The sequence below is a fragment of the Streptoverticillium olivoreticuli subsp. olivoreticuli genome (assembly GCF_003391135.1).
In the GTDB taxonomy this organism is placed as follows: Bacteria; Actinomycetota; Actinomycetes; order Streptomycetales; family Streptomycetaceae; genus Streptomyces; species Streptomyces blastmyceticus.
Genome location: NZ_CP031455.1, coordinates 1259064 through 1274760, shown reverse-complemented (window position 1 = coordinate 1274760; position 15697 = coordinate 1259064). Strand labels below are relative to the sequence as shown.

Annotated in this window: 16 protein-coding genes; 7 read left to right on the top strand and 9 right to left on the bottom strand. The window is 71.0% G+C overall.

Annotation, left to right across the window (positions count from 1 at the left end):
- Positions 1-112: 112 nt before the first annotated feature.
- Complete coding sequence (locus tag DXZ73_RS05550) at positions 113-2503, bottom strand: ATP-binding cassette domain-containing protein (RefSeq protein WP_116209902.1); 2391 nt, start codon at positions 2501-2503, stop codon at positions 113-115.
- A 100-nt stretch (positions 2504-2603) separates the two neighbouring features.
- Complete coding sequence (locus DXZ73_RS05545) at positions 2604-2960, bottom strand: VOC family protein (RefSeq protein WP_116209901.1); 357 nt, start codon at positions 2958-2960, stop codon at positions 2604-2606.
- A gap of 350 nt (positions 2961-3310) precedes the next feature.
- Between DXZ73_RS05545 and DXZ73_RS05540 the strand changes: the two genes are divergently transcribed.
- Positions 3311-4873, top strand: coding sequence for a flavin-containing monooxygenase (locus DXZ73_RS05540; protein WP_240351204.1), 1563 nt, complete (start codon positions 3311-3313; stop codon positions 4871-4873).
- Positions 4870-5949 carry a Rieske 2Fe-2S domain-containing protein gene (locus DXZ73_RS05535; RefSeq protein ID WP_116209900.1) on the top strand — a complete coding sequence of 360 codons (1080 nt, stop codon included), beginning with the start codon at positions 4870-4872 and terminating at the stop codon, positions 5947-5949. The genes DXZ73_RS05540 and DXZ73_RS05535 overlap by 4 nt, the downstream gene beginning before the upstream one ends.
- Before the next feature lie 14 nt (positions 5950-5963).
- On the opposite strand, the gene DXZ73_RS05530 is transcribed toward DXZ73_RS05535, so the two are convergent.
- Entirely contained in the window at positions 5964-6506 is a 543-nt protein-coding gene (locus DXZ73_RS05530) for a DUF1707 and FHA domain-containing protein (RefSeq protein ID WP_116209899.1), read from the bottom strand.
- A 174-nt stretch (positions 6507-6680) separates the two neighbouring features.
- Between DXZ73_RS05530 and DXZ73_RS05525 the strand changes: the two genes are divergently transcribed.
- On the top strand, positions 6681-7298 hold the full coding sequence (locus DXZ73_RS05525; RefSeq protein WP_116209898.1) for a GNAT family N-acetyltransferase: 618 nt from the start codon (positions 6681-6683) through the stop codon (positions 7296-7298).
- Positions 7299-7369: 71 nt separating this feature from the next.
- Here the strand turns inward: DXZ73_RS05525 and DXZ73_RS05520 are convergent, their stop codons facing one another.
- From DXZ73_RS05520 to DXZ73_RS39280, 3 genes are all read right to left on the bottom strand, one after another.
- Positions 7370-7870 (bottom strand): FBP domain-containing protein, encoded by a 501-nt coding sequence (locus DXZ73_RS05520; RefSeq protein ID WP_116209897.1) that lies wholly within the window; start codon positions 7868-7870, stop codon positions 7370-7372.
- 69 nt (positions 7871-7939) lie between these two features.
- A complete protein-coding gene (locus tag DXZ73_RS05515; protein WP_240351202.1) occupies positions 7940-9598 on the bottom strand; it encodes a bifunctional 3'-5' exonuclease/DNA polymerase in 1659 nt (552 codons plus the stop codon).
- Between the two features lie 121 nt (positions 9599-9719).
- Entirely contained in the window at positions 9720-10148 is a 429-nt protein-coding gene (locus DXZ73_RS39280) for a hypothetical protein (RefSeq protein ID WP_162889875.1), read from the bottom strand.
- Here DXZ73_RS39280 and DXZ73_RS05510 point away from each other — a divergent pair.
- Entirely contained in the window at positions 10038-10784 is a 747-nt protein-coding gene (locus tag DXZ73_RS05510; RefSeq protein ID WP_116215428.1) for a helix-turn-helix transcriptional regulator, read from the top strand. The two genes, DXZ73_RS39280 and DXZ73_RS05510, sit on opposite strands and share 111 nt — an antisense overlap.
- Positions 10785-10802: 18 nt before the next feature.
- Here the strand turns inward: DXZ73_RS05510 and DXZ73_RS05505 are convergent, their stop codons facing one another.
- From DXZ73_RS05505 to DXZ73_RS05495, 3 genes are all read right to left on the bottom strand, one after another.
- Entirely contained in the window at positions 10803-12296 is a 1494-nt protein-coding gene (locus DXZ73_RS05505) for an alkaline phosphatase family protein (protein WP_116209895.1), read from the bottom strand.
- 252 nt (positions 12297-12548) lie between these two features.
- Positions 12549-13094: a class I SAM-dependent methyltransferase gene (locus DXZ73_RS05500; protein ID WP_116209894.1), complete on the bottom strand. Its 546-nt coding sequence runs from the start codon at positions 13092-13094 to the stop codon at positions 12549-12551.
- Between the two features lie 126 nt (positions 13095-13220).
- A complete protein-coding gene (locus tag DXZ73_RS05495) occupies positions 13221-13790 on the bottom strand; it encodes a PadR family transcriptional regulator (RefSeq protein ID WP_116209893.1) in 570 nt (189 codons plus the stop codon).
- Between the two features lie 88 nt (positions 13791-13878).
- On the opposite strand from DXZ73_RS05495, the gene DXZ73_RS05490 reads away from it, so the two are divergent.
- The 3 genes from DXZ73_RS05490 (at position 13879) to DXZ73_RS05480 (ending at position 15510) form a co-directional block, all read left to right on the top strand.
- The gene (locus DXZ73_RS05490; RefSeq protein ID WP_116209892.1) at positions 13879-14310 is read left to right on the top strand and encodes a nuclear transport factor 2 family protein; all 432 of its coding nucleotides are present in this window, start codon (positions 13879-13881) and stop codon (positions 14308-14310) included.
- 124 nt (positions 14311-14434) lie between these two features.
- A complete protein-coding gene (locus DXZ73_RS05485; RefSeq protein WP_116209891.1) occupies positions 14435-14875 on the top strand; it encodes a hypothetical protein in 441 nt (146 codons plus the stop codon).
- 71 nt (positions 14876-14946) lie between these two features.
- Positions 14947-15510 carry a hypothetical protein gene (locus DXZ73_RS05480; RefSeq protein ID WP_116209890.1) on the top strand — a complete coding sequence of 188 codons (564 nt, stop codon included), beginning with the start codon at positions 14947-14949 and terminating at the stop codon, positions 15508-15510.
- Positions 15511-15697: the final 187 nt, after the last annotated feature.

Sequence of the window (15697 nt, the reverse complement as noted above, 5' to 3'; positions counted from 1 at the left end):
GCCGTCTCACCCGACCAGTTTCCCACAGTGCCCGGGCCGGTGATCAGCTCGTCCTCGTCCTCGGCCGGCTCCCGGACGGTCCGCCCGGCGACGGCGGCCGCGACGGCCGCGGTCAGGTGCCGACGTAGGCCGCGAGGTGCTCGCCGGTCAGGGTGGAGCGGGCCGCGACGAGATCGCCGGGCGTGCCCTCGAAGACGATCCGGCCGCCGTCGTGGCCCGCGCCGGGGCCGAGGTCGACGATCCAGTCGGCGTGCGCCATGACCGCCTGGTGGTGCTCGATGACGATGACCGACTTGCCGGAGTCGACGAGCCGGTCGAGCAGGCCGAGCAACTGCTCGACGTCGGCGAGGTGGAGGCCGGTGGTCGGCTCGTCGAGGACGTAGACGCCGCCCTTCTCGGCCATGTGGGTGGCCAGTTTGAGCCGCTGCCGCTCGCCGCCGGACAGCGTGGTGAGCGGCTGGCCGATGGTGAGGTAGCCGAGCCCGACGTCGGCGAGCCGGGTCAGGATCTTGTGCGCGGCCGGAATGCGCGCCTCGCCGTCGGCGAAGAACTCCTCGGCCTCGGTCACCGGCATCGCGAGCACCTCGCTGATGTCGCGGCCGCCGAGACGGTACTCGAGCACCGATGCCTCGAACCGCTTCCCCTCGCAGTCCTCGCAGGTGGTCTCGGCGCCGGCCATGATCCCCAGGTCGGTGTAGACGACGCCGACGCCGTTGCAGGTGGGGCAGGCGCCCTCGGAGTTGGAGCTGAACAGCGCGGGCTTCACCCCGTTGGCCTTCGCGAACGCCTTGCGGATCGGGTCGAGCAGCCCGGTGTACGTGGCCGGGTTGCTGCGCCGCGAGCCTCGGATGGGCGCCTGGTCGACCGACACGACGCCCTCGGAGGCGGGGACGGAGCCGTGGATCAGCGAGCTCTTGCCGGAGCCGGCGACGCCGGTGACGACACAGAGGACGCCGAGCGGGATGTCGACGTCGACGCCCCGGAGGTTGTGGCGGGTGGCGCCGCGGATCGCGAGCCGGCCGGTGGGCGTCCGCACCTTCTCCTTGAGGGCGGCCCGGTCGTCGAGGTGGCGGCCGGTGAGGGTGCCGCCGGTCCGCAGCTCCTCGAAGGTGCCCTCGAAGCAGATGGTGCCGCCCCCCGTGCCCGCGCCGGGGCCGAGGTCGACGACGTGGTCGGCGATCGCGATCGTCTCCGGCTTGTGCTCCACGACGAGCACCGTGTTGCCCTTGTCCCGCAGCCGGAGAAGCAGCTCGTTCATCCGCTGGATGTCATGAGGGTGCAGGCCGATGGTGGGCTCGTCGAAGACGTAGGTGACGTCGGTGAGCGCGGAGCCCAGGTGGCGGATCATCTTGACGCGCTGCGCCTCGCCGCCCGACAGTGTGCCCGCGGGCCGCTCCAGCGACAGATATCCGAGCCCGATCTCGACGAACGAGTCGAGGGTGTGCAGGAGCCTGCCGAGCAGCGGCGCCACCGACGGCTCGTCGAGACCGCGGACCCACGCGGCGAGGTCGCTGATCTGCATCGCGCAGGCGTCGGCGATGTTGATCCTCTTGATCTTCGAGGACCGGGCCTCCTCGGCGAGCCGGCTGCCACCGCAGTCGGGGCAGGAGGTGAACGTCATCGCCCGCTCCACGAACGCGCGCACGTGCGGCTGCAGCGCGTCGATGTCCTTGGACAGCATCGACTTCCGGATCTTCGGGATCAAGCCCTCGTACGTCAGGTTGATCCCGTCGACCTTGATCTTGGTCGGCTCCTTGTGGAGGAGATCGTGCAGCTCCTTCTTGGTGAACTTGCGGATCGGCTTGTCCGGGTCGAAGAAGCCGCAGCCGCCGAAGATGCGGCCGTACCAGCCGTCCATGCTGTAGCCGGGGATCGTGAGCGCACCCTCGTTGAGCGACTTGCCGGCGTCGTAGAGCTGGGTGAGGTCGATGTCGGAGACCGTGCCCCGGCCTTCGCAGCGCGGACACATGCCGCCGTGGTAGACGGCCTTGCGAACCGTGATCCGCTCGCCCTTGCCCTTGTCGACGGTCATGGACCCGCTCGCCGTCCGCTTCGGGACATTGAACGCGAAGGCGGTGGGCGGGCCGATGTACGGCTTCCCGAGCCGGCTGAAGAGGATGCGCAGCATCGCGTTGGCGTCGGTGGCGGTGCCGACCGTGGAGCGGGGGTCGGCCCCCATCCGCTGCTGGTCGACGATGATCGCGGTGGTCAGCCCGTCGAGTACGTCGACCTCCGGCCGCGCGAGCGTCGGCATGAAGCCCTGGAGGAAGGCGCTGTAGGTCTCGTTGATCAGGCGCTGCGACTCCGCCGCGATCGTGTCGAACACCAGCGAGCTCTTGCCCGAGCCGGAGACGCCGGTGAACACCGTCAGCCGGCGCTTCGGGATCTCGATGCTGACGTCCTTGAGGTTGTTCACGCGCGCGCCGTGCACGCGGATCAGGTCGTGGCTGTCGGCGGCGTGCGGCGCAGGCGACTGCGTCTTCGTCCTCTTGACCGTGCTCATCGCGTCTCCATCTGTTGGGCGGGGCCGCCTGCGTGGCCTTCGTCGGCGTCGCCCGGCTCGATCCGACCGGCCTCGCACTGTAGTACGTCCGGTTCTCCGCTCATCGGTCCTGGAGCAGCCCGAGGACGTTGCCGTCGGGGTCGGTGACGGTGGCCACCAGGCGGCCGCCGCCCACGTCGTGCGCGGGCTCCTTCACGGTGGCGCCCGCGGCGGTCACCTCGGCCAGCTTCGCCGCGATGTCCGGCACGTGCCAGTAGGCCACCGGCGAGGTCATGCCCTGCGGTCCACCGTCCGGCACCAGCCCGATGTGCTGGCCCTCGGCCTCGAAGCCGACGTAGTAGGACTCGTCGGTCTGCGGCGGGACACCGAGCAGGGTGGCGTACACCGCCTTGGCCGTCGCCAGGTCGGAAACGGGATGCAGCACGGTCTTGATTCCCCGGGTGGAAGAGCCGGTCATGGTCACTCCTGAAGTCGTGGGTCCTGACGTGATCGCCCGGTCCATGGCAGCCACGCTAGGCGCGGCTCGGGGGCCGGCGCTTCTCGAATCCTGATCGATCTCCGCGGACCCGTCGCCCGTGCCCGCGTCGGCGTCCTCATCCGATCCCGCCAGGGCGCAGACCCGTGGTGAATGCGCCGGTGCCGGAGCGAGGTCCTGGCGCGCGCCGTCCTGTTCGCGCACGACACGACTCGTGCGCGGGTTCACGCCCTGATGGTGTTCTTCCGGTTCCCCGCAGACTGGGGCCGACGCCGGTCCGGGGAGGGCCGTGGGCGGTCTCACTGCCAAGTCTCACTGCCAAGGAGGGTTCCTTGCCGGTTCCGCTTGATCTTCCGCGCGGTGCCCGGGAGGGCAGGGATGTGCAGGTGGTGGTGGTCGGCGCGGGGTTCTCCGGCATCGGTGCCGCGATCCGGCTGCGCATGGGGGGATTCCGCGATCTGCTGGTGCTGGAGAAGGCGCCGCAGCTCGGGGGCACCTGGCGGGACAACACCTATCCGGGCTGCGCGTGTGACGTCCCGTCCTCGCTGTACTCCTATTCGTTCACCCCGAGTCCAGGGTGGAGCAGGACTTTCGCCGGACAGCGGGAGATCCACGACTACCTGCGGGCGACCGCCGACCGGTACGGGGTCGGTGCGGTGCTGCGGTGCGGTGTCGCCGTCCTGCGGGCCCGCTGGGACCGGAGCGCGGGGCGCTGGCGCCTGGAGACCACCGACGGCGAGTACACCGCCACGGCACTGATCCTGGCCACCGGGCCGTGGCACGAGCCGCGGCGGCCCGACCTGCCGGGGCTCGACGAGTTCCCCGGACCGGTGTTCCACACCGCCGAGTGGGACCACTCCGTCGACCTCGCCGGCCGACGGGTGGCGGTGATCGGCAGCGGCGCTTCCGCCGTGCAGGTCGTCCCGGCCGTCCAGGACCGTGCCGCGGCCGTGCACCTCTTCCAGCGCACCGCCCAGTGGGTGCTGCCCAAGCCCGACCTCCCGGTCCCCGCGGCACTCAACTGGTGCCTGTCCCACGCTCCGGGCGTGCAGCGCGCCATGCGGGCTGGTCAGTACACCCTGCAGGAGTGCTTCGGCTACGCGTTCCGCCACCCACGTCTCATAGGCCCGGTACAGGCCGCGGCCCGCGCCCATCTGCGCCTCGCCGTCCGTGACAAGGAGCTGCGCCGGGCACTGACGCCCCATTACCGACTGGGCTGCAAACGGCTGCTGACCTCGAGCACGTTCTACCCGGCGCTGACCTTGCCCCACGTCCGTCTCCACCCCACCGCCGTCCGCGCCGTACGCGGCCGGCACCTCATCGGTGCCGACGGCACCGGGACCGAGGCCGACGTGGTGATCACGGCCACGGGCTTCCGCATCGGTGAGCTGCCGCTGGCCCGGAGCACACACGGCACGGACGGCCGTACGCTGCACGAGACCTGGGCCAAGGACGGCCCCGAGGCCTACCTCGGCACCAGCGTCAGCGGGTTCCCCAACCTCTTCCTCCTCCTGGGGCCCAACCTCCTCGGCGGCTCCACCTCCGCCATCAGCGTCCTCGAGGCCCAGATCTCCTACGTCTGCGCCGCGCTGACCCACCTGCGCCGCCACGGCTCCACGTCCATGGACGTGCGGGCGGCCGTCCAGGCCGACCACAACGCCGCGGTGCAGGAAGCGCTCCGGAGCACCGTGTACAACTCCGGCGGCTGCTCCAGCTACTACGTCGGTCCCAGCGGACGGAACACCTTCTGCTGGCCCTGGTCCACCGGCCGCCTCGTCCGCCGGCTCAACCGCTTCGACCCCGCCGCCTACACATACCGCGCACCCTCCGCCCCCGCGCCCCGGGTGCCCGCGGACCACGGCCGACCGACGGACGAGGGAGGAACCACCACATGACGCGGCGACGCCGGCGCCCACGCCCGTACGACCGTGAGCTCCAGAGCCTGCGCCTCCACGTCGGTCACGAGCGGCAGGGACCCGTCCCCGTCGGCTGGTACTTCGCACGTTTCAGCCGCCACCTACGGTGCGGCGAGGTGGTCCCGGTGATGTACATGGCGCAGCAGTACGCGTTGTTCCGGACGCGTGGCGGACAGGTCGGCATGATCGACAGCCAGTGCTGTCACATGGGCGCCGACCTCGGCCGGTGCGGCCGGGTGAGCGAGGAGAGGCTGGTCTGTGGCTTCCACGCCTGGGAGTTCGACAAGGACGGGACGTGCCGGAAGATCCCCGGCGCCGACCGGATCCCCTCCCGGGCCGCGCAGCGCAGTGTCCCCGTGACCGAGCTGGGCGGCATCATCTGGTTCTGGCACGGCTCACCGACCCCGGAGCCCCTGGGCGAGCTGGGCTTCGCGCAGGACCGTCGCCGCCATCTGTACCTGGCCGGCGAAGTGCTCGTGTGCCACGCGGATCTGCTGCCGATCGGCGAGCATGTGACCGACGCCTCCCACTGGGCCTACACCCATAGCCCGGGACGTCCGATGACCTCCGTCCAACTGCGCGACGAGGGCCGCCACTTCTCGTTCCGGATCCAGCCCGCCGACGCGGACGGCACCCGCATCCACCACTTCCGCCCGTACACCCTGATCTCGATGGCGAGCCCGACGACGGCGGTGGCCACTCCGCAACCGGGTCCGCGGCCGGACGGGAAACCGCCCCGTATGGCCTTCATCGCCGCCGTGAGCCCCGTACGGCCCGGTGTCACCCTCGCGACATGGAGCCTGGTCGTCCGCAAGTTCGGCCCCGACTGGCTTCTCTGGCCGGTCAACCGCCTCTGGGCGGCCTTCCTGTGGCGCTTGGTCAGGCGCAATCATCATGCCGACTTCGACATCCTGCGCTGGATGCGCCCGGTGGCCAAGGACCTCTGGTCGGCCGCCGACGGACCCACGGTACGTGCCTACCGGCGCTTCTACCGGCGCAACCTTCCTCCCGCCACGGCGGAATCCACAGATGAACGTGTACCCGGGATGAGCTGACCGCCGGCGTTCACTCAGACGGACAGGCGGAAGTGCCGGTCCCCGAACGCGATCTGGTCGCCCGGCTGAACGCGCACCGTACCGGCGATACGCAGTCCGTTGACGTACGTGCCGTTGCGCGAGCCGAGGTCGGACAGGCGCCAGTGGTCGTCCACGTAGCGCAGCTCGGCGTGCCGCCGGGAGACCGTGTCGTCGTCGAGGCGCAAGTCGGACAGCGGCGAGCGCCCTATGTTCAGCGCGTCCGCTCCCGGCTCGGGAAGCCGCAGCCCCGGCAGCCGTGCCCCATGCCAGGCTCTCCGCATGCGCACGGTCAGCGTCGCCACGCGGGTCACCGTGCGCACGAGGAACTCCGAGATCCGTCCATGCGCCCGGAGGTCGGCCATGGCGTGGTCGATCTCGGCCCGGTTACGAGCCGTCAGGACGATGTTCATGCGGCGCATGAACGTGTCATGGGAGAGCCTGCCGTCACCGGCCCCGTCCCTCAGCACGACCAGCGCCTGATCCCTTTCGGCCTCGGAGGGCCGGGTCACGCGCGTACGGAAGTCAGGTGTGGTCATGAAGAGGATTCTCGGTCCGACAAGGACTCGATGTCCATGCCGAAGTCTTCCGGGGCGAGCCCTTTCCGCGAAGGGGAGCGGCGCCCTGCCCCAACTTGCGTCATGAGGCTGCTCCGTTGGCCATGAAGCGAGGGCCGGACCCCGCCGCGAGGCCCAAGATCACACGGGTGCAGAATGACCTGTATGTCGATAACGAACACGCCGAAATCAGCAACGATCGACGACGCTCCGTCGGTCGGTCGCACCTTGGCCCGCGCCTTCGACGACGACCCGATGATGCGGTGGTTCTTCCCCGACGACGCCTCGCGTGGGGCAGGGTTGGAACGCTACTTCACCACGATCTTCACCCGGCAGTACGTCCACCACAGCGTGTGTGAGCGCACCGAGGCGGCGGCCGCCTTCTGGGTGCCGCCACAGGCGCAGGCCAAGGCCGTTCCCGACGCGGAGACCATCCAGGAGCTCCAGGACATCCTCGGCGACCGGGCTCCATTGCTGAAGGACGCCGTCGAGGCGGCCGCCGGGCACGCACCCCGGGAACCGCACTGGTACCTGGCGGTGATCGGCGCCGACCCGGCCGGGCAGGGCCGGGGGCACGGGGCGGCTCTGCTGCGCTCGGGGCTGGCCAAGGCCGACGCGGCGGGCCTGCCCGCCTACCTGGAGTCCTCCAAGCCGTCCAACCTGCCCTTCTACGAGCACTTCGGCTTCACCGTGCAGGACGAGCTGCGGCTGCCGGGGGACGGGCCGACGCTGTGGCCGATGCGGCGCGAACCGCGCCGCCCGGCAGACGCTTAGAAGGCGCTGGTCGCAGTCACTCGTCGATGACCGCGACCAGCACCGTCGAACCCCACTGTCACCCCGGTGCGTCAGGGCGCGCCGACCTTCTCCAGGAAGTCGTGGAGATTGCCGCGGAGCCGCTCGATCTGCTCTTCGACGGTGAGCGATTCCTCGTAGCGCAGCCCCATCCCGGTCTTCTTCTTCCCCCGGACGTAGAGCGAGCAGGCGAGGTCCGCGCACAGGTAAGCGCCGACGGTGTTGCCCTGGCGCCCGGAGGCGCCGACCTTCGGTGCGGCGAGCAGGGCAACTCCCGTACCAGGGTGGCCGGTTGTGCATATGGTGCAGATGTTGGTCTTGGTGAAGCTGCGGCGGACACCCTGCGGGGCCCGCAGGGTGACGCCCACCAGCTTGCCGTCCCGCTCGACGACCAGATAGCCGCGGTCCGGGGCGCCCGGGTCGCGCCAGCCGAGGAAGTCGAGATCGGCCCAGTCGCGCTCGGCCAGATCCCGGGGGACGCTGATCCTGCGGGCCTCGCCCTTCGAGCAGTTGACGAAAGAGGAGCGGATGTCCTCTTCGGTGAGTGGTTCCATGATGGATGAAACTAACACCCGCTCTGCGGCGCGTCGCATGATTATTCCCGCGAGCCCGGAGGCGGCGCGCTACGCCTTGGCCTGCGCATAGCACTCCACCACGGCCGTGGTGAACGGGAACCGCGTGGGCGTGTCACCGAAGGCGATGCACCCGGCGCGATTCCCGGCCGTGCGGATGGCTTCCGCCACCGCTTCCGCCTCCTCCCGCGGGCAGTGCACCACCACCTCATCGTGCTGAAAAAATACGAGTTCGGCACGGAGGCCCTCGATCGCCTGCCGCAGGGTGGCGAGGACGATCAGCGCCCAGTCGGCGGCGCTGCCCTGGACCACGAAGTTGCGGGTGAAGCGGCCCCGGGCCCGGGCGCTCGCCGTACTGCCGCGGGTGGGGGGCTCTTCCTCCTGGGGGATGCCCGCCTCGTCGTCGACGGTGGTGGACGCGGGCGGACAGGTCCGCCCCAGCCAGGTCCGCACCAGTCGGCCTTCCTCGCCCGCGCGTGCCGCGTCGTCCACGTAGGCGACGGCCCGGGGGAAGCGGCGGCGCAGGTCGGCCATGTGCTTCAGGCCGTCCCCGGAGGTCTGCCCGTAGATCGCCCCGAGCATCGCGAGCTTGGCCCGGTCGCGGTCGCCGGAGAAGGCGCGCTCGGCCAGGTCCGCGTACAGATCGCGGCCGCTGCCCGCGACGTCCATCAGCCCCGGGTCGCGCGAGATCGCCGCCAGCACGCGGGGCTCCAGCTGGTCGGCGTCCGCCACGACCAGCCGCCACCCGGGATCGGCGATCACCGCCCGCCGGACCACCCGGGGGATCTGCAGCGCCCCGCCACCGTTGGTGGTCCACCGCCCCGAGACCGCGCCTGCGGGCAGGTACTCGGGGCGGAACCGACCGTCGTGGACCCAGGACTGCAACCACGACCAGCCGTGGGCCGTGTGCAGACGGTAGAGCTTCTTGTACTCCAGCAGGGCCGGGACGGCCGGGTGGCCGATCTTCCGGAGCTCCCAGGCCCGCGTGGACGACAGGGCGACGCCCGCGCGGGCGAAGGCCCTGATGACGTCGGCGGGCAGATCGGGCCGTACGGGCTCCCCGAACGCCTCCGACACCGTCTGCGCCAGCTCGGCCAGTCTCCGGGTCTCCTGACCGCCCGGGTACCGTTCCCCCAGCAGCTCGTCGAGCAGCTCTCGGTGCACGTCGGCACGCCACGGCACCCCGGCCCGGCGCATCTCGGCCGCGACCAGCGTGCCCGCCGACTCGGCGGCGACCAGCAGCCGCGTCCGTCCCGGGTGCTCGGTGCGTTCGGTGCGGGCCAGCTGCTCCGCGTACACCTCCAGCAGCGCCTCCAGCTCCTCGACCCCGGGCGGCAGCGGCACCGGGCCCGGTGCGAACAGCGACGGCTGTGTCTCCGCCGCCTGCAACGGCGGATCCGCCGGCACCGGCAGCCGCCGCAGCCGGGCCCACGCCGCGGCCAGCGAACGCGGCTGGCCCGACTGCCCCTCCTCGTGGCCGATCAGCAGCGCCTCGGCGGCCTCGACGTCATAGCACCGCTCCACGTGCACACCGGCCGTGAGCAGCTCGCCGTACGACCGCGCGGTGGACCGCCACACCCACCGCTCGACCTCCGGCCGCGCCCGCACGGCCTCGGCCAGGCTCGTCTCGGCCACCACCGGCCCGGCCGCCTGCCCGTCACTGTCGAGCGGACAGAGCCGAACGCCCTCGCCGCCTGTTCCCTCAGCCACTGCCCATCTCACGCCGGAAGTGTCGCACCGGGGTCTGACAACGCCCTGCCTGCGACGATGCCGAAGCCTGTGCCGGTCATGTGCGTACTGCCCACGCACCTCGGCCGGGGCCGGTTCCCGGTCAGGGGTTCCACACCCCCGTGGGCGCTGTCGACCTCGCGTACTCCTCGAAGGAGCGCGGAGCGCGGCCGAGTGCCTCCTGTACACCGGTGCTGACGTAGTCGTCCTCGCCGCGACGTATGCCGTCCAGGAAGGAGGCGAGTGCCTCGGCGAAGGAGAGCGCCCGGGGGCCGGACAGTTCGTAGGTCCTGCCCGCATGACCGTCGTCCGTGAGGGCGGCCACCGCCACCTCGGCGAACGGTTCACGGCCGTCCCCGGCGGGAGTCGCGAGGTCGCCCGCGAGGACCGTCGGCAGGAAGAAGTCCGGCGCGGCGAAGTCCTGCGAGAACCGGCAGGGCCGCAGCCGGACCACCCGGACAGCAGGCCACGCGTACTCGTCGACGGTGACGACCGCTGCACCCTCGTCGGCGATCCCGCGGAACCGGGGCACAACTGGCGAGTGACCGGCCGCACCGTCGGGGACGCGGCGGACAGCGCGACGGACCTTCTGGTCACCGCCGGGTACAGAGTCGGAGGCGACCTGTGCCGGCCACTGCTCGACGCGCTGCCCCCGATCGCGATCGTGCGCCCGGATCCGGGTCTGTCCGCGCTCCTCGACCTGATCGCCGCCGAGGTCGAGCACGACGAGCCGGGTCGGCAGGTCGTCCTGGATCGCTTCCTGGACCTGCTGCTCGTCCGGGCCCTGCGCGCGTGGTTCGCCCACCCGGACGCCACCCCGCCCCCCGGCTACCGGGCCCTCGCCGACCCGGACATGGGGCACGTGCTGCGCCGGCTGCACGAGGAGCCGGCCCGGCCGTGGACGGTCGCCTCGCTCGCGGACGAGGCGGGCATGTCCCGTACCGCGTTCGCCCGCGGGTTCTCGGCACTGGTCGGCAGGCCGCCCCTGGCCTACCTCACCGACTGGCGGATGACCCTGGCCGCCGACCGGCTCCGTGGGCCGGGGGCCACGGTCGCGGCAGTGGCCAAGGAGGTCGGGTACGCGGACGGCTTCGCGTTCAGCGCGGCCGTCAAACGCGTACGCGGCATCAGCCCGTCCGCCCACCGCGCCGGCACGCCGCGCCCCTGAGAGCGGCGCGGGCCCCGGCTACGGCGACTGACGGCCGTCGCAGGAGGATTCCTGGTGCGGCACCGTCTGGACGGTCGGCACGGTCGGTGGCGGAAGAGGGGTCGCCTCCTGCTGTTCGCGTGCGTAGAGCGGTGCCGGGTCGGGGAGCCGGGGGAAGGACGGGTCGCGATGGCCCAGGCGCAGTGCCGACGTCATGTCCCCCACGGTCCTGCGGCGCCAGGCGCTGATGTTGGGTTCGCGCACGCCGAACCGTCGCTCCAGGAATTTGAGGGTGGAGGTGTGGTCGAAGAGCTCGCTGCACACCCGGCCGCCACGGCTCCACGGAGAGATCACCAGGGCCGGCACCCGGAAGCCCAGTCCGACGGGGCCGGCGATACCCGACGCGCCGCTGGGCAGTGGGGAGACGGTGACCCATTCCCCGGGTGTCCCTTCCGGCGCGGTGGGCGGTGGTACGTGGTCGAAGCGGCCGTCGTTCTCGTCGTAGTTGATGACGAAGACGGTCTTGGCCCACACGTCGGGGCGGGAGCCCAGGGCGTCGAGGACGGTGTACATGTACAAGGCGCCCGCCGCGGGGAAGTTGGGGGGCTCTTCGGACGCCTCCGGGAGTCCGTAGACCGACGGGAGGTACTGGGCGTCCAGCCAGGTGACCGACGGCAGCTGGTCGCGGCGGATGATGTCGGCCACCTGGGACGGTGAGTGGGGCACCATGGCGTTCTCGTACAAGGGGTCGCCCGGCCGGGCGTCCTGGAACGCCTTGAACCAGCCGAGGTCGGTGTCCTGCGGGTTGGCGGTGCAGTAGCGCCAGCTGATCCCGGCTGCCTGGAGCCGCTCGGGGTAGGTGGTCCACCGGAACGCCGTGGAGTGGTTGTCCACGACCGGGCCGCCTCGCGTGCCGTCCGGGTCGATGGTGCCGCTGATCGCCATGACCCGGTTGGGGTGGGTCGGGCCGAGGACCGAGCAGAAGTAGTTGTCGCAGACCGTGAAGGCGTCGGCGAGCGCGTAGTGGAACGGCAGGTCGTCCCTTGTGTAGTAGCCCATCGTGAACGGGCCCTTGACGGGGCCGTCCGCCGCACGGTGCGTCGGCACCCAGTTGTCCATCCGGCCGTCGTTCCACGACAGGTGCTGCGACTGCCACGAGTGACTCGTGCCGTAGGCGCGTGCGGCGTTGGTGGTCCTGGTGTCGTTGTGGAACGGCAGCAGGTAGCCGTCGGGGTGCTGCGGGTCCGGCTGGTAGAACACCGGGCGCCCGGAGGGCAGGGTGACGGCGTCCGGGTCGTCGAAGCCGCGCACGCCCTCGAGCGTGCCGAAGTAGTGGTCGAACGACCGGTTCTCCTGCATCAGGAAGATGACGTGCTCGATCTGGTCGAGCGAGCGCAGCGTGCGCTCCGGCTCCGCGAGCGCCTTCCGCATCGAAGTGGGCAGCGCCGACAGTCCTGTCGCCCCGGCCGTCGCCGAGGCCGCGGTTCCCAGGACGCGGCGCCGGGTGATGCCGTGGACCGGGTCTTCGTGCATTGCCTCACTCCTCGGACCGTGGTGGGGCGCGTACACGGAAGCGGCGGAACCGACCCCACCGCACATCGATGGTACGGCGCGCCTGGAGAGCGCACGCAAGGCAGTTGAGGCAACGGGCAGGTTACGGGTCGGCCCCCGGGCCCTTGGAGGCGGACGTAAAAGGAAGGGGGCCGGGTGCCGATCGCGGGACCAGCTTCGCCAAAGCCGTCCTCCCGCCCGGCGCGGCCGTTTGTCGGCCTCCTGCCGGGCCGGTCATCGCTTCCTGTAGGCGAGGCGCAGATTCTGCAGCCCGCGGTGGGCCCGGAGGAGTGCGAACCCGTTGTCCCGGGCCCGGAGGGCGAGCACGGACGTGCGGCAGCGGCGCCGCATCAGGGGGCGCCACAGGAACAGCACGAGCTGCCCTCCCGGGCGCAACACCCGCTCGGCTTCCGCCAGCGCCGCGTGCTGGTCGGGCATCTCCTCCAGGCTGTAGCTGTACAACAGGGCGTCGAGGCTCGCGGACGCGAAGGGCAGGGCACAGCCGTCGCCTGCGACGTGGACGGTCGTGGCACCCGGCCCCACGCCGCGCCGGGCGCGCGGGTCGTGGGCGGCGGGGTCCAGGGCCACGAGGAGACTGCCGCGCCCCAGGCGGGCGGCCAGGGCGGCGGTGTAGTAGCCACCGCCGCTGCCGATCTCGGCACAGCGCATGCCGGGGGCCGGGGCGATCCAGCGGACGTCGTGGGGCGGCCGGTCGCCCAGGGCGGCTCTGAGGAGGCGGTGGCTGATGAAGGCGTAGCAGCACGCGGGGGTTCTGGGCATGGAGGATCTTTCCCACGCGCCACACCCTGCCGTAACGCTGAATGGGCGAACAGGGGCAGGGACTACCGGAGCCGCGATCGGGGCGCCACGGCTCCGGTGGGTCCCCACGACCCGTCGGACGCGCGCTCAGGGCCGAGTACGCGCCGTACGCCTCTCCCGCAGGACGCCCGCGATCCGTACGCACCAGTCCCGGTGGCCCTGTTCGAAGGCCAGGCCGCGCAGGCAGGTCAGGTACGGGCCGATCCGTTCGCCCCGGCGCAGGAACTCCTCCTCGTCCGCCTCGCCCCGCATCTGCCGCAGCAGCTCACCGAAGAGCTCGACCTTCGCTCCGGCCGCGGCCGCCCGCTCCTCGAGCTGCTCGATCACCGGGCCGGTGTCGATGCGGTCGGCGGCCTGCACCTTCACGAGCAGATCGTCGCGGATGAACGAGGGCTTCGAGACCGCCGCCGCGAACTGCTCCAGCTCGGCGAGGCCGGCGTCCGTCACCCGGAACAGGCGCTTGTTGGGCCGGGTCTCCTGGACCACCTGACGGCCCGATACCAGCCCTTCCCGCTCCAGCTTGGCCAGCTCGGCGTACAGCTGCTGAGGCAGGGCGTGCCAGAAGTTCGCGACGCCGACGTCGAACGCCTTGGCCAGCTGGTATCCGCTGTACTCGCCGTCCAGCAGCGCTGCCAGCACCGCATGTCGCAAGGCCATCGAAGCTGCACCTCTTCCTTTTCCCCGTCGGACCGTGCAGCATACTCAAGAAAATGACTAGTCAGATCCTTGAGTATCAGGAGAAGCCATGGAGACCGCCGCACGCTTCCGCGCCGCCATCGAGGCAGACGATCTCGCCGCGCTGGAAGACCTGTTCACCGAGGACGTCCGCTTCTACAGCCCGGTGAAGTTCACCCCCTTCGAGGGCAGGCCGATGTTGCTCGGACTCCTCAACGTCCTGCTGCGCACCTTCGAGGACTTCCGCTACGTCGGACACTTCGAGGGCGCGGCCGAGACCGGCGCCGACGGCGAGGAGGCCCCGTCGGCGATCCTCCCCTTCCGGGCCGCCGTGGACGGAAAGCAGATCTACGGCATCGACCTGCTCCAGTTCGACGAGGCGGGCCGGGTCAAGGAGTTCACCGTGATGGTCCGCCCGCAGTCCGCGGTGCACGCCCTGGGCGAGGCGGTGTTCGCCGGCCTGGTCGCCGACGGCCTCGTCCCCGAGCCGGTCGGCGACTGACCGGGGGAGCGGGCCTGTCGGCAGGACCCTTGGGGCTCGACCCCAACTGTCCTGATACCCCATGGTGTCGACCGGGGCGGGGGCATACGTTACGCCGCGTGATCCCGACCTCTGGAGGCGCACCATGAGAAGGCACATCCTCACCGGCGCGACAGCCGCCGCCTGCCTGCTCGTACCGTTCCAGGCCCACGCGGTGAGCGGGCCGGCCCCGGCGCCGCAACTGTCGGCGGCAGTGTGGGACAAGTGTGAGGCCGCGCTCGACTCGCCGCACGAGTCGCACACCAATCCGGACGTCATCAACGTCCATGCCGACCTCAAGGGCTGCAAGCAGAAGATGCCCGAATACTCGATCTCCGTCACCCTCTACAAAGAAGGCCAGCAGGTCGCGCACAACACCGGGTCCGGAAAGAACAAGTTCAAGGCGCGCGTCGTGGCCAACTGGCCGCCCCCGAAGGGGCAGTGTCACGATTACTCGGCCAGCGCGACGTTCACTGTCACGGCTGACGGGAAGGCGCACTCCACCACTCTGACGAACCATAGCCAGGGCAAGATCTGCATCAAGTAGGAGCGCACCGTGGCCGGTCCGGCCATGGGCGGCGGTCCGGCCACACCTCCTCTACCGTCAGGGTGAACAGCGTGAACCGGTACAGCATCTTTCTCGCGGTCACCGACCGGACCGACCGTCCCGACCCGGCCTTCGCCGTCACCACGTTCGTCGTGGAGACCGGACGCGTCGGGGAAGCCGACGAGCGCGCGGCATCCGCGCTGGACGGCCTCGCCCCCGATGCCACCTGGCCGGGTCTGGAGCCGGCTGTCCGGCGGGAGGTGGTCTCCCGGGTACGCGCGGTGCCCCATCACATGGCCGACCACACCGAGCACGACCGCGCACCCGCACGATCGGCCTCCCCTTTGGGCGACTGCTTGCACAGCCTCGCCACCGACGGCTCCTTCGCCGACATCGTCACGCAGCCGTACACCGTGTACGTCGCCGGCGGATACCCCATCGACGCCGCTGCCCCGATCCCCTTCTTGACCGACGCCTCGGCGGTACATCCCGATGCCGAAGCGCACTACCCCGCACTCGCCCGCCTCACCACCCTCCTCGCCTCGGCCGCGGCGTTCTCGATCGACGCTGCCGCCCCCGACGAGGAAGACCTGTACGACGCCTTCGACCGGTACACGCTCGGCGGCCTGGCCTGAGCGATTTGGGTCGCGATCCCCGCGGCAGCGGAGACGTAAAGGCATCCTGAGCTTCAGGACGTGGCCGATAGTCGTATGTCCGGCCTGGCCCGGCCGCTCTACGGTGACTGTCGGCCCCGGACCCCGGCAGTACGTGCCTCTATCCGTCGACGGAAGTCGTGCACGCAGCCGAGGTGAAGAATGCAAC